At 56.4% G+C, this 13,263-nt stretch carries 11 protein-coding genes; 9 read left to right on the plus strand and 2 right to left on the minus strand.

The annotated features are described in order from the left end of the window. Nucleotides 1–79: 79 nt before the first annotated feature. Entirely contained in the window at nt 80–976 is an 897-nt protein-coding gene (locus JZI28_RS23380) for a LysR substrate-binding domain-containing protein (protein WP_375700444.1), read from the minus strand. A 91-nt stretch (nt 977–1,067) separates the two neighbouring features. Between JZI28_RS23380 and JZI28_RS23385 the strand changes: the two genes are divergently transcribed. The 6 genes from JZI28_RS23385 (at nt 1,068) to JZI28_RS23410 (ending at nt 7,519) form a co-directional block, all read left to right on the plus strand. Next, on the plus strand, nt 1,068–1,871 hold the full coding sequence (locus JZI28_RS23385; protein WP_040482930.1) for a creatininase: 804 nt from the start codon (nt 1,068–1,070) through the stop codon (nt 1,869–1,871). A 45-nt stretch (nt 1,872–1,916) separates the two neighbouring features. After that, a complete protein-coding gene (locus JZI28_RS23390) occupies nt 1,917–3,035 on the plus strand; it encodes a spermidine/putrescine ABC transporter substrate-binding protein (RefSeq protein ID WP_316776546.1) in 1,119 nt (372 codons plus the stop codon). A gap of 74 nt (nt 3,036–3,109) precedes the next feature. Then, on the plus strand, nt 3,110–3,955 hold the full coding sequence (locus JZI28_RS23395) for an ABC transporter permease (protein ID WP_040483269.1): 846 nt from the start codon (nt 3,110–3,112) through the stop codon (nt 3,953–3,955). A gap of 1 nt (nt 3,956) precedes the next feature. After that, nucleotides 3,957–4,751 (plus strand): ABC transporter permease, encoded by a 795-nt coding sequence (locus JZI28_RS23400; protein WP_007206142.1) that lies wholly within the window; start codon nt 3,957–3,959, stop codon nt 4,749–4,751. Then, entirely contained in the window at nt 4,751–5,872 is a 1,122-nt protein-coding gene (locus JZI28_RS23405) for an ABC transporter ATP-binding protein (RefSeq protein WP_007206141.1), read from the plus strand. Before JZI28_RS23400 ends, JZI28_RS23405 begins: the two co-directional genes overlap by 1 nt. 72 nt (nt 5,873–5,944) lie before the next feature. Then, a complete protein-coding gene (locus JZI28_RS23410) occupies nt 5,945–7,519 on the plus strand; it encodes a BCCT family transporter (RefSeq protein WP_007206140.1) in 1,575 nt (524 codons plus the stop codon). A 49-nt stretch (nt 7,520–7,568) separates the two neighbouring features. Here JZI28_RS23410 and JZI28_RS23415 read toward each other — a convergent pair whose 3' ends face one another. Further along, on the minus strand, nt 7,569–8,564 hold the full coding sequence (locus tag JZI28_RS23415; protein WP_347510244.1) for a GlxA family transcriptional regulator: 996 nt from the start codon (nt 8,562–8,564) through the stop codon (nt 7,569–7,571). 129 nt (nt 8,565–8,693) lie between these two features. On the opposite strand from JZI28_RS23415, the gene JZI28_RS23420 reads away from it, so the two are divergent. Genes JZI28_RS23420 through JZI28_RS23430 form a run of 3 tightly spaced genes read left to right on the plus strand, consistent with a single transcriptional unit; the run spans nt 8,694 to nt 13,258 of the window. Next, nucleotides 8,694–9,947 (plus strand): sarcosine oxidase subunit beta family protein, encoded by a 1,254-nt coding sequence (locus tag JZI28_RS23420; protein ID WP_007206138.1) that lies wholly within the window; start codon nt 8,694–8,696, stop codon nt 9,945–9,947. Between the two features lie 12 nt (nt 9,948–9,959). After that, nucleotides 9,960–10,259, plus strand: coding sequence for a sarcosine oxidase subunit delta (locus tag JZI28_RS23425; protein WP_007206137.1), 300 nt, complete (start codon nt 9,960–9,962; stop codon nt 10,257–10,259). Beyond that, nucleotides 10,256–13,258: a sarcosine oxidase subunit alpha gene (locus JZI28_RS23430; protein WP_375700445.1), complete on the plus strand. Its 3,003-nt coding sequence runs from the start codon at nt 10,256–10,258 to the stop codon at nt 13,256–13,258. Before JZI28_RS23425 ends, JZI28_RS23430 begins: the two co-directional genes overlap by 4 nt. The last annotated feature ends 5 nt before the right edge of the window (nt 13,259–13,263 follow it).

Genomic DNA, 13,263 nt, shown 5'->3' on the forward strand with positions numbered 1-13,263 from the left:
GCAGTGTGGCGATGCGACGAAAAATTAATTGCAATCATCTTACCATAAGAATTACAAATTTACCCTGTGGGCGTGCCCATTATCCGGCGCGAGCACGCGTCGGCAAGCGGAAGGATGACACATCCTCCGTGATCTGCTCGATCAGTTTCAGCGCGGCATCGGACATCTTTATGTGCTTGTAGAACAGCCCAATGTGGATCTTTGACAACTTCGGGAAGCCATCGCTGGCGGTGAGGACCCGCATACCGGGCAGCAACGTCTTCTTTGTTAACGCGGTGACGCCCATGCCATCCAAAACTGCCTTTTGAAGAGCTGAGACGCCGAGGCTTTCAAAGGATACGCGCCAATCGCGCCCTTCGGTATTCAGCGCGTCGATCATACGCTTGCGATAGAAACAGCCGTCGCGATGCGCGATCACCTTGAGTGGCTGGTCCGGATCTATCTTGTGATCGCGGGCGCAAACCCAGACCGGACGTTCCGACCAGTAGATGGAGACGTGGGGCGCGGGCATTTCATCTGTGATGGCAATGGTCATATCCAGATCATCAACATGGAGGGCTGCAAGAAGCTCACGGCTTCGGTAACAGCGAATGTCCAACAAAACAGCAGGGTTCTCGTGCGAGAACTTGGCAATAACGCTTTGGAAATACTCAATTGAATAGTCGACCGGCAGGCCAATCCTGAGCGTTCCAAGAAAGGCTGCCTGCTGCAAATTGGCTACCGCCCGGTCATTGAGGCGCAGCATCTCCCGTGCATAGCCCAGGAGAGTCTGCCCGTCCGGCGTCAACTCTACCTGCTTGCCTTCATGCTTTAGTAATTTGGCACCGACAACCTCTTCAAGGCGCTTAATCTGCAACGATATCGCCGGCTGCGTCCGCCCGAGAATATTCCCGGTTTCCGTATAGTTGCGTAGGTCGACCACAGTCACGAAGGTCCGAAGAAGGTCAGTTTGCAGGTTGGTGAATTTGCGCATCATTAACAATCCTTATCCAAGCATTGTTACTATGAATTTCTGTGGCAAAGCAAGCTGCCCTAAGGTCTGACGATCTTCAGATGCAGGGGGTGCAATGTCACATTCTACAGTTTTCGCCGCCGAAATGGCTTGGCCCGACTACCAGAAGCGAGTCCAGAACGGCGATGTGCCCATCCTGATCCCGCTCGGATCAATGGAGCAGCACGGCCATCATATGCCGATGCATGTCGATGTGCTTTTGCCGACCGAATTCGCCCGCCGCGTGGCCGAGCAGGTCGGCGCCCTTGTCGCGCCGCCGTTCACCTACGGATACAAATCGCACCAGAAATCCGGTGGCGGAAACTTCTTTCCCGGCACGACCAGCCTTGATGGCGCGACTTTGGTGAACGCGCTCAAGGACGTGGTCAAGGAATTCGTGCGTCACGGCGTGCGCAATCTGTGCATCGTCAATGGCCACTTTGAGAATTCCTGGTTCATTACGGAAGCGATTGACCTTGCCTTGCGCGAGCTGGGTTGGGGCGACATTCATGACGTCAAGGTCGTAGTCCTGTCCTATTGGGACTTTGTGGATCAGGCGTCGATCGAGAAGCTGTATCCGAACGGCTTTCTCGGATGGGACATCGAGCATGGAGGGGTTCTGGAAACGTCCCTGATGCTGCGTTTGCACCCCGATCTCGTGTCACTTCAAAGCGCGGTAGAGCACGCCCCGGCAACATTTCCGCCCTACGACGTCTACCCGGCTAAGCCGGAATGGACACCAGCAAGTGGGACGCTGTCCTCACCAAAAGAAGCTACCGCCGAAAAGGGCGATATCCTTCTGGATGTGTGCACCAAGGGTATTATTGCGGCGCTCACAAACGAGTTCGGCAAAGCCGCCGCACTGGCGAGTGCAAGCTGATCCTCCCATCAAAAGAAGAAAATGATCCCAACAAGGAGTAACCCGATGTCCACTAAATTGATCCGACCAAGTCGCCGCAGTCTGCTGAAGATGACAGGTGCCGCAGCCTTGGCTACGCCTTTCCTGTCCATCCGTGCCGCGGCGCAAACGACCGAATTGTCGATGCTTGCTTGGTATGGTCACGCAGAGCCCGATATCGTTGGTGAATTCGAAGAGGCCAACAACGTCAAGTTCGTGCCTAAATACTACACCGGCGGTGACAACATGCTGGGCCTGATTGCGCAATCCCCGCGTGGTACTTTTGATGTGATCCTGTCGGATGGCGAATATGTGCAGCAGCTTAACGCTGCTGGCTATATCGAAGAGCTGGATCCGGCTGACTACGCCTTTGACGACTTCTTCCCCGAATTCCAGAAGTTCCCTGGCCATTGGCAGGACGACAAGCTCTATTCCGTTATTACGCGATTTGGCTTCCTCGGCGTAGCCTACAATACGGATGCCTTCACCGAAGAAGAGGCCTCCAGCTACGATCTTTTTGCAGACGAGCGGTTGACTGGAAAGCTCGGCCATTTTGACTGGCACCTGCCCAACCTGGGTCAGATGAGCCTCCATGTCGGCAATTCATCGCCTTACGACATCGACGAAGCGGCTTGGGAAATAGTGCAGGAGCATACCATGGGCCTGCGCCGTCAAGCTGGCGGCTTCTTCGATTATGGCGGCACCTTCTCGTCGCTCGACAACGGGCAAATGCTGGCCTTTGCAGGGATTGGTGACTGGATCACCGGTACCCTGGAAAAGAACGGCAGTCCGGTACGCAGCGTCATTCCAAAGGAAGGTGGCTTGCAGTGGACCGAGAGCTTCTCGATCGGCAAAGGCTCACAAAATCAGGAAATGGCCAAGAAGTGGATCCAGTACATCACCTCCCCGGAAGGCCAGGCGAAATCTGCTGACATGGCAGCCTATCCGGCTATCGTGCCCTCGCAGGCAGGATGGCGCGTGCTCAATGAGACCAATCCCGCCGAGGCACAGCGCCAAAACATGGTTCTGGGGCAGCGCAATGCGATGGACATGATCCGTGAAGGGCTGATCCAGTATCGTCAGCTTCCGGTTCAGCAGAGCCTCGAAGACTGGAATGATTTTTGGTCCGACTACAAAGGCGCGTAAGGCGCTTTTGAGTTGGGGCGCATGGTTCTTTGCGCCCAAACAAGACGCCCGATTGCTCAGCTATGGGATCTGATATGACCAAGCGACCAACACTTTTTTCATTGATCTTGTCGATGCCGCTGCTGCTCTGGCAGTTATTGTTTTTTCTTTTTCCGCTCCTGTTTCTGGTCGCGATCAGTTTCTGGACAGTGCGCAACTTTCAGATGACGCCCGACCTCAACTTTGGAAATTGGGAGCGTGTCCTGTCACGTGGTGTGTTTTGGGACGCCTATTTCCGGACCATGGTCCTTGCTACGACGGCAGCCGTGGTCACCAGCATTATCGCTTTTCCGGCGTCCTATGCGATTTCATTCAAGATGAGTGAGAAAGCCAAGCGGTGGATGATCTTTATTCTCATCATTCCGTTCTTCACCAGCTATCTTGTCCGGGTCTATTCGCTCCAGGTCTTCCTGTCTGATGCGGGCATCATAAACGCGGCATTCGCGTATATTGGTCTTGGGCCATTCCCGATGTTGAACAACGCATTTGGGATCATCGTGGGCATGGTGACGCTGACTTTGCCCTTGGTTGTTCTGCTGCAGACATTCAGCCTGAACTTCGTCAATCGCGACCTAATCGAGGCTGCGCATAACCTGCGCTGTGGTAGATTGCGGACGGTTTTTGCGGTGATCGTTCCATCAGCCAAAGTGGGTCTTGTGATCGCTGCGCTGTTTGCATTTATCCTCAGTTTTGGAGACTTCGTCAGCCCGCTGTATCTTGGGGGCGGCAACCCTCCGACACTGTCGATCATGATCACCGATTTCACCAAATCCGGTCAGCAATGGCCCCGCGCGGCGGTGGTTGCGATCATGATGATTATCACGCTGCTCACCGCAGCATTCGCGGCAGTCACCTATGCGTATAAAGAGCGGGGCAAATAAGATGGGTAACGAAAACCGCATAATCAACGCGCTGCTAAAACTGCACATCGTGCTTTGCCTGCTGTTCATCTTTGCCCCGATCGCCGGAAGCTTTGTATTCTCGCTCAACTCCGACCGCTTCCCGTCGCTGCCTCTGGGCGAGTTCTCGACCGAATGGTACCGCCTGATCTGGGAAGACCCGCTGGTTTGGCAGGGCTTCGGCAATACGCTGGTCGTGGGGCTGACCGTCGCTGTCATTGCAACCATCCTGGGCTTCGGCGGGGCGTATACGGATTTCCGGTACAACTTCACCGGTAAATCCGTCTACGTAGCTCTTGCACTTTTGCCACCGACCATTCCGGTCGTGATCATGGGGTTGGCCATGCTGGCCTTCCTGAGCCGTGTTAACCTGTCCGGTACGACCATTTCCGTCATCATCGCGCATGGTGTGATGTGCAGCCCGTTTGCAATGGCCATCATCCGCTTGCGCCTGTCGCAGATGGACCCTGACCTTGAGGCGGCATCGTGGAACATGGGCGGCAATCAATGGCAGACTCTTCGCTATGTGATCATCCCGTTCACCAAGCCTGCGATCTTTGCCGCGCTCTTCATCACCATGGCAGTCTCGTTCGATGAATTTGCGGTCGCGTGGTTCGTGTCAGGCCTCAACGAAACATTGCCTGTGAAGATTCTCGGCTTCCTGCAAGGTCAGGTCAGCCCGCGTATCAACGCCATCGGCTCACTCGCCTTCCTAAGCTCAATGACACTGATCATTCTGGCCCAGCTTCTGCTGCGCAGCCCGGAGGAGGAAAAATAATGAAAGCGAACGCACAAATGGAACAGCAATCAGAAGCGATCGTGAAGTTCGACAACGTCGTAAAGCGGTTCGGAAACTTCACTGCAGTCGAAAAAGCTGATTTCGAGATTGGTCGCGGAGAGTTCCTGGCCATCATGGGATCATCTGGTTGTGGCAAAACCACGACGCTGCGTATGCTTGCAGGCTTGGAAGATCCCACTGAAGGCGCAATCTATCTTGATGGCGAGAAGGTGAACGGCAAAGCCACGTGGGATCGCGATACGCCGATGGTTTGGCAATCTTTGGCCTTGTTCCCGTTTCTGACTGTTCAGGAAAACGTCGAGTTTGCGCTCAAGATGCGGGGTGTCGGCAAAGAGGAACGTCGGCAGCGCGCGGAAAAGTGGCTTGAGAAGATGCAGATCACAGAGTTTGCGAACCGCAACATCAATCAGCTGTCTGGCGGTCAAAAGCAACGTGTGGCCTTGGCCCGTGCCTTGGTGACCGAGCCGAAGATCCTGCTGCTGGATGAACCTCTCTCGGCGCTTGATGCACACCTCAAAGTGCGCATGCAGGCTGTCTTGTCAAATCTGCAAAAGGATCTGGGGATTACATTTGTTTATGTGACACACTCCATGTCAGAAGCGTTTTCCATGGCCGATCGTGTGGTCATCATGAGCCGGGGTCAGATCGAACAGATCGGAACGCCTGAAGAAATTTATCGCGAGCCTTACAATCGCTTTGTCGCGGAGTTTTTGGGCTCGGCCAACATCTTTGATGGTGTGGTTCAGGGCCCGGCCGGTGCAGATGGCTGGCAGGTCGCCTATGAGGGTGGAGAGACCATCTTGCCAAAGAGCGAGCGGCCGGATGCCAGGCAGGGTCAAAAGGTCACTTTCATCGTCAGCGCGGAGAACATGCAACTGAGCTTGCCAGACAGTGGTCAACCCGGGATAGAGGCCAGCGTTGCAGGTGAGGAATTCATTGGCGGCACGGCAATGGTCTTTCTCGAGACCGCTGGCGGCCAAGAGCTTAAAGTACAGAAAAGCCATGACGAATTGTCGGTGCTCAATCTGCATCCCGGCTCGAAAGTGGTCGTGCATTGGGAATCCGGAAGCTGTCACGTGCTGCCTGGCGAGAACAAGTGAGTTTGGTCTAACATCAGCGCGCGCGTGAGATTACGATCCGCGCAATCAATTCGAACAACGGGGCCGGTTATCATGCTTATTCGATCTGGAGTCTTCAGAGGCGTAAATCCGTACTCGTCCTTAATTTCGGCGGGCGTCATACTGCTTTTCGTCTTTCTGGTGCTGGCGTTTCCGGCCAGTTCGGCAGATTGGATTGATTCAGCCCGGACATTCGTTACCTTCTACTTCAACTGGTGGTACGTTGTCCTATCGGGTGTTTTTCTCGTCTTTTTGATCGCGATTGCCGTCAGCAAATATGGCTCTCTCCGGCTTGGTGATGCGGATGAGCGACCGAAATACAGCTACTTCACCTGGTTCGCCATGCTCTATGCTGCTGGGCAGGGGATTGGCATTATCTTCTGGTCGATCGCCGAGCCGATGTTCCATTATGCCGGGGGCACGCCGTTTGCTGAAGGCACAGGCAATCAAGCAGCGGCGGATATGGCGCTTCAGGTAACCTTCTTCCACTGGGGCCTAAACGCTTGGGCAATCTATTGCATAGTCGCACTGGCTCTTTGTCTTGTCAGCTATCGCCTGAAAAAACCGCTAGGAATTCGTTACACCCTCTACCCGCTGTTTGGGGATCGGGTCGAAGGGGCGCTCGGCGTCGTGATCGATGTGATTGCAGTATTCGCGACTATTTTCGGCATCGCTACTTCGCTTGGCTTAGGAGTTACGCAGATCAACGCGGGTCTGAACCACATCTGGGACGTCCCGATTTCGGATGCAGTCCAGCTTGTCTTAATCGCTGTCATCACCGCCGTTGCATTGTGTTCGGTTCTTTCTGGTTTGGACCGGGGCATCAAGTGGCTGTCTCAGGTCAACATGTGGCTGACCATCGTCCTATTGATCTTCTTTTTTGCCTGGGGGCCGACGCGGTATCTGATGCTTAGCTTGGGTGATGCCACGTTGTCTTACGCAAAGAGCCTGTTTTCGTTCAACGTTTATGTCGAAAGCGTGCCCGCCGAAGCGGCCCGTTGGAGCGACATGTGGCAGGGCTGGTGGACAACCTTCTACTGGGGCTGGTGGATATCCTGGGCGCCGTTTGTTGGGGTGTTTGTCGCGCGTGTATCTCGGGGCAGAACCGTGAGGGAATTCATTTTCGGTGTTGTTGGGGTGTCCTCGCTTGTGTCTTTCGTCTGGATCGTGGCCTATGGCGGCACGGCGTTGTGGACCGAACTATTTGGGCCGGGCGGCGTATCCGATGCGGTCAGCGCAAATGTGTCCATGGCGCTTTTCGCAACCTTTGAGGCCATGAATGTCGGCTTGATCGGCGTGATCGCGGGTGTGCTTGGAACGATCCTGGTGACGACCTATTTCGTCACGTCGTCGGACTCTGGCACGCTGGTCGTGGCCACGATTCTGAGTGAAGGCAATGAGCACCCGATGTATCGTCACCGCTTGATCTGGGGCACCTTTGAAGGCGTCGTGGCTGCGGTCTTACTGATCGTAGGCGGCAGCGCGGCGCTGAGCACCTTGCAAACGGCGGCGATTATTGCCGCGATGCCGTTCTCGATAATCATGGTTCTGATGTGCGTCGCCATCGTTCGCTGCCTGTCGCTTGAGCACAAAACAGAAGCATCGGCAGAGCTCGGCGAGACCAACTGAGCAACGCGTCTTAGGCGGGTGGCAAAGTGCCCGCCGGACGCGGTCATTTTCAAGCCAAAAGATCGCGCGCAGCAGTCGCGCGATCTTTTTGTCTCCAGGCATCCGGGGGAACGCCTTCGCGGGTGCGAAACACCTTGCCGAAATGCGATGCATCGCAAAATCCCGTTGCCGCGGCAATCTGTGTGATAGAGGTATCAGTGCCACTCAAAAGATGACGCGCAACTGAGAGTCGGACCGACAAGCCTACCTCTGCAGGCGAAATTTGAAGCGCCTCTCTGAAATGGCGCTCCAGCATCCGACGACTGACTTTCAAGCGTTCTGATAGCCGATCGACCGTCATCGGTGTGGCCACATTCTGGCGAATGAGGTGCAACGCTTTCCTGACAAGCTTGTCCGACGTGGCAAATTCAAGCGGTAAACCAGGCTGAGGATTTTCGGGCGTCTGCGCTTCGTCGATGATCATGATATTCAAGCTTTTGCGTGCTGCCGCCGACCCAATGTGCCGCTCCACCAGGTAGGCGGCGAGGTGCGCCGAGCTAACACCGCCGGAACAGGTCAGGCGATTGCGGTCAACCACGAATATCTGATCGGACACCGGAATGAGCCCCTCGAACTGTTCCAAAAAGTCATTGTGATGGAACCAGCTCACGCAGCAGCGATATCCTTCCATCAACCCTGCTTTGTAAAGGATGAACGCGCCGGTACAGACCCCAACAATCGGCACGTTAGCCAGCGCCGCACGTTTAAGATAGGCAATGTAGTCAGGATTGAGGTCTTGAATGGCGGGGATCAACCCGCCGACTACGACCACATAATCGAACTTTTCTGGGTCGCCAAGGCGTTCATCGGGGTGCACGGGAATGCCACAGCTGGAAACCACCGGGTTCATTGTCGCAGACACGATGCGCCATGAACACCGTATCGGGCGCGAGCGGTCTCCCTCATCTGCCGCCAATCGCAGGACATCCGCAAAATTTGCGAAAGCTGACAAGGTAAATCTCCGTGCCAGGATGAACCCAATTTTGAGAACGGGTTTGGATTCCATTTAGACCTCTTCATTAAGCGTCCCGAGACGCAGATATACTATGTTTTTGGCGTAAAAATACAATGTCGAAATGGGGTGATATGCGACCAAAAGGAGGACAGGTTCCATATAGATTCGAGGCTACCTAAAATGACACATTTTTCCGGCTTTTCGCTGTTAAAAAACGCGCTGAGCGGCCACAAGAATTGGCCCGAACAGTGGCCCGACAAACAACCCAAAGCCGAATATGATGTGATCATCGTCGGGGCAGGGGGCCATGGTCTGGGTGCGGCCTACTACTTGGCCAAGGAACATGGCATAACGAATGTCGCAGTCATCGAAAAAGGCTGGCTTGGCGGGGGCAATACTGGGCGCAACACGACAATTATACGCTCGAACTACCTATATGATGAAAGCGCAAAGCTCTACGATCACGCTCTGGATCTGTGGGACAACCTGTCGACCGAGCTAAACTATAACGTCATGTATTCCAAGCGCGGCGTGATGATGCTGGCGCATAACGTGCATGACGTGCAGTCATTCCAGCGCCACATCCACGCCAATCGTCTTAACGGCGTCGACAACCAGTGGCTGAACCCGCAGCAGGCCAAGGAATTTTGTCCGCCGCTGAACATTTCGCCTGATGCGCGTTATCCGGTGATGGGCGCTGCGTTGCAAAAGCGCGCTGGCACCGCGCGGCATGATGCTGTCGCTTGGGGTTACGCACGGGCTGCAGCCAAGCGCGGCGTCGACATCATCCAGAATTGCCCGGTCATCGCGATCCGGCGCGCGCCCGACGGGTCGGTCGAGGGCGTAGATACCGCCAAGGGCTTCATTAAGGCCAAGAAGGTCGCGGTCTCCGCAGCCGGTCACACGAGTGTCGTGATGGAGAGCGCGGGTGTGCGGATGCCCCTCGAAAGCTATCCGCTTCAGGCGCTTGTTTCCGAACCGATTAAGCCTGTGTTCCCGTGCGTCGTGATGTCAAACACCGTGCATGCCTATATCAGCCAGTCCGACAAGGGCGAGCTAGTGATTGGGTCTGGCACGGACCAGTACACCAGTTATTCGCAGCGCGGCGGTTTGCCGTTGATCGAGCACACCGTGGCTGCCATTTGCGAGGTGTTCCCGATCTTCAACCGCATGCGGATGCTGCGTAAATGGGGCGGGATTGTCGATGTGACGCCAGACCGATCGGCGATTCTCGGCAAGACGCCGGTCAAAGGGCTGTATGTCAACTGCGGCTGGGGCACGGGGGGATTCAAGGCCACACCGGGCGCAGCGCATACACTGGCTTGGACGGTTGCCAAAGACGAACCGCACCCGATCAACGCGCCGTTCACGCTTGAGCGCTTCACCACCGGCCGTCTAATCGACGAAGCCGCCGCAGCCGCCGTTGCTCACTGAGGAGACAGACCCATGCTTTTGATTCACTGCCCCTACTGCGACGATACGCTTCCCGAGCTGGAATTTTCTTATGCTGGCGAGGCACATATCGCACGCCCCGCTGATCCATCGAAACTCAGTGATGAGGAATGGCGCGATTTCCTGTTTATCCGCACCAACGTCAAAGGCGTTCACGCCGAACGCTGGCGCCACATCAATGGATGCGGCCGCTTCTTCAACGCGCTACGCGACACGGTGAGTGACCGTTTCCTGACCACCTACAAGGCAGGTGAGGCCCGCCCCGACACCACCACATTGGAGGCTGCAGAATGACCGATTTTCGCGTAAAAGGCCGAGGCCGTGTGAACACGGACAAGCCGATCAAGTTCACATTCGACGACCAGACGTTTCAGGGCTTTGAGGGCGACACGGTCGCTTCGGCGCTGCTCGCCAATGGCGTGCACCTGATGGGACGCAGCTTCAAGTATCACCGCCCGCGCGGGGTGGTCACAGCCAGTTCCGAAGAACCCAACGCGCTGATCGGCACGACCCGTGGCAAAGGCCGGTTCGAGCCGAACACGCGTGCCACGATCCAGGAAATCTACCCCGGTTTGAAAACCGAGAGCCAAAACAAGTGGCCGTCACTCAAGTTCGATCTGGGCGCGATCAATGACCGGCTCTACATGCTGTTCTCGGCGGGTTTCTACTACAAGACCTTCATGTGGCCACGCAGTTTCTGGGACAGCGTCTATGAACCGATCATCCGCAAGGCGGCCGGTCTTGGGAAAGCCCCAACCGAGGTCGATCCCGATATCTATGCAAGCCGTTATATGCACTGCGACGTGCTGGTTGTTGGCTCTGGTCCCTCAGGCATCGCTGCTGCGCTGACCGCTGGGCGCGCAGGATCCAAGGTGGTTCTGGTGGATGAAAACTCGGAAATGGGCGGCACGATCCTGTCCGAACCCTCTGTGTCGATCGACGGACAGTCCGCTTGGGATTGGCTTGAGGGTGCTATGGCAGAGCTTGACCGCATGCCCAACGTCCGTCGCATGACGCGCACAACTGCGATGGGGTATTACCATCAGAACATGATCGGGCTGGTTCAGAAACTGACCGATCACATGGGCGATGTGCCCGACGGTGCACCGCGCGAACGGATGTGGCGGGTGCGCGCAAAAGAGGTTGTGCTGGCGCAGGGGGCGATTGAACGTCCGATGGTCTTTGATGGCAACGACACGCCCGGCGTGATGATGGCCGGGGCCGCACAGACGTTCCTCAACCGCTTTGGCGTGCTGGTCGGAAAGAAACCTGTTGTCCTGACCAGCCATGACAGCGCGTGGTACAGCGCGTTCGACATGGCCGACGCAGGCGCAAGCGTGGTTGCGATTGTCGATACGCGCAATGAATTGCCAAAAGCGCTACAGAATGCGGCGAAGGCCCGTGGGATCAAAACCTATCTGGGATACACGGCCACAGGGACAAAGGGTCGCCTGCGCGTCAGCGCTTTGCGCGTCAATCCTGTGCGCAACGGCAAGGTCGGCGCCGGGCATATGCTGTTCTGCGACGCGGTCCTGGTCTGCGGCGGGTGGACGCCCTCGTTGCATCTTTTCTCACACACCAAAGGCTCACTCGATTGGGATGCGGACGCCAAGGTCTATTTGCCGGGCCACAAAACCGAAGACGTGCATATCGCAGGTGCCGGCCGCGGGCTCTGGGGCATCGCTGCCGCGCTTGACGATGGTACAAAGGCTGGCATGGATGCGGTCAAGTCGCTCGGTGGCAAAGCGGGCAGCGCAACCTACGAAGTTGCTGAAGATCGTACCGGCACCGGCATAACTCAAAAGGAACTGCCCACCGACCGCAACCCCGGCAAAGCCAAGGCTTTTGTGGATTTCCAGAATGACGTGACCGCCAAGGACATTCGTCTGGCCGTGCGTGAAGGCATGAAATCCATCGAGCATGTCAAACGCTACACCACCAACGGCATGGCGACCGATCAGGGCAAACTGTCAAACATGAACGGTCTGACCATCGCGTCCGACGCGCTTGGAAAAGAGGCGCCGAAAGTGGGTCTCACGACCTTCCGACCGCCATATACACCGACGACATTCGGGGCGTTCGCGGGCTATCACAAAGGTACCCATTTCGAGGTGACACGTTGCACGCCGATCGACAGCTGGGCCGAGGAAAATGGCGCAGAGTTCGAGCCGGTCGCTCTTTGGCGGCGGGCATGGTACTTCCCCAAAGCGGGCGAGGACATGCACAAGGCCGTGGCCCGCGAATGCAAGGCGACCCGTGAATCCTTGGGCATTTTCGATGCTTCCACCCTCGGCAAGATCGAGGTCTCCGGCCCCGATGCGACCGAGTTCATGAACCGGATGTACACCAATCCGTGGACCAAGTTGGGTGTAGGGCGTGCACGTTATGGTCTGCTGCTGGGCGAGGACGGGTTCATCCGCGATGACGGTGTCATTGGCCGTATGCGCCATGATCTGTTTCACGTCACCACAACAACCGGCGGTGCCGCGCGTGTGCTGAACATGATGGAGGATTACATCCAGACGGAATGGCCCGATCTCAAGGTCTGGCTGACCTCCACGACCGAGGAATGGGCGACCATTGCACTCAACGGTCCGAACGCGCGCAAGGTGCTAGAGCCGTTTGTCGAAGGCGCGGATATTTCCGCCGAAGCGTTTCCGCATATGTCGGTGCGTGAATGTACAGTCGCCGGTTTCCCGTCGCGGCTCTTCCGGATCAGCTTCACTGGAGAGCTTGGCTTTGAGATCAACGTGCCCGCCCGTCATGGCCGCGCGCTTTGGGAAAAGCTGTGGGAAGAGGGCAAGAAATACGACATCTGTCCTTATGGCACTGAAACCATGCACGTTCTGCGCGCCGAAAAGGGCTTTATCATCGTTGGTCAAGACACCGATGGCACGGTGACACCGCTGGACGCGGGTATCGGCTGGGCGATTGGCAAGATGAAGTCCGACTTCGTCGGCAAACGATCGCTCGACCGGCCCGACATCGTGGCGCCGAACCGCAAGCAGCTTGTCGGCCTTCTGACCGAGGATCCCAAAACCGTTCTGGTCGAAGGCGCACAGATCGTGGACAACCCAAACCAGCCCAAGCCCATGAAGATGATCGGGCATGTGACGTCATCCTACTGGTCGGAATCGCTGGGCCGCTCCATCGCGATGGCGGTGGTCGAGGGCGGGTTCGATCGGATGGATGACACCCTGCACATCCCAGCCGAGAATGGCGCGATCGTTAAAGCTAAGGTTACAGGAACCGTTTTTTATGACCCCGCGGGCGACCGCCTGAAGGTCGAATGAGGAGA

The sequence above is a fragment of the Pseudophaeobacter sp. TrK17 genome (assembly GCF_042192375.1).
Taxonomy (GTDB): Bacteria; Pseudomonadota; Alphaproteobacteria; order Rhodobacterales; family Rhodobacteraceae; genus Pseudophaeobacter.

Coding starts and splice junctions, on each gene's coding strand:
- JZI28_RS23380 (WP_375700444.1), bottom strand. CDS start 976: ATGATGCGCAAATTCACCAACCTGCAAACTGACCTTCTTCGGACCTTC.
- JZI28_RS23385 (WP_040482930.1), top strand. CDS start 1,068: ATGTCACATTCTACAGTTTTCGCCGCCGAAATGGCTTGGCCCGACTAC.
- JZI28_RS23390 (WP_316776546.1), top strand. CDS start 1,917: ATGTCCACTAAATTGATCCGACCAAGTCGCCGCAGTCTGCTGAAGATG.
- JZI28_RS23395 (WP_040483269.1), top strand. CDS start 3,110: ATGACCAAGCGACCAACACTTTTTTCATTGATCTTGTCGATGCCGCTG.
- JZI28_RS23400 (WP_007206142.1), top strand. CDS start 3,957: ATGGGTAACGAAAACCGCATAATCAACGCGCTGCTAAAACTGCACATC.
- JZI28_RS23405 (WP_007206141.1), top strand. CDS start 4,751: ATGAAAGCGAACGCACAAATGGAACAGCAATCAGAAGCGATCGTGAAG.
- JZI28_RS23410 (WP_007206140.1), top strand. CDS start 5,945: ATGCTTATTCGATCTGGAGTCTTCAGAGGCGTAAATCCGTACTCGTCC.
- JZI28_RS23415 (WP_347510244.1), bottom strand. CDS start 8,564: ATGGAATCCAAACCCGTTCTCAAAATTGGGTTCATCCTGGCACGGAGA.
- JZI28_RS23420 (WP_007206138.1), top strand. CDS start 8,694: ATGACACATTTTTCCGGCTTTTCGCTGTTAAAAAACGCGCTGAGCGGC.
- JZI28_RS23425 (WP_007206137.1), top strand. CDS start 9,960: ATGCTTTTGATTCACTGCCCCTACTGCGACGATACGCTTCCCGAGCTG.
- JZI28_RS23430 (WP_375700445.1), top strand. CDS start 10,256: ATGACCGATTTTCGCGTAAAAGGCCGAGGCCGTGTGAACACGGACAAG.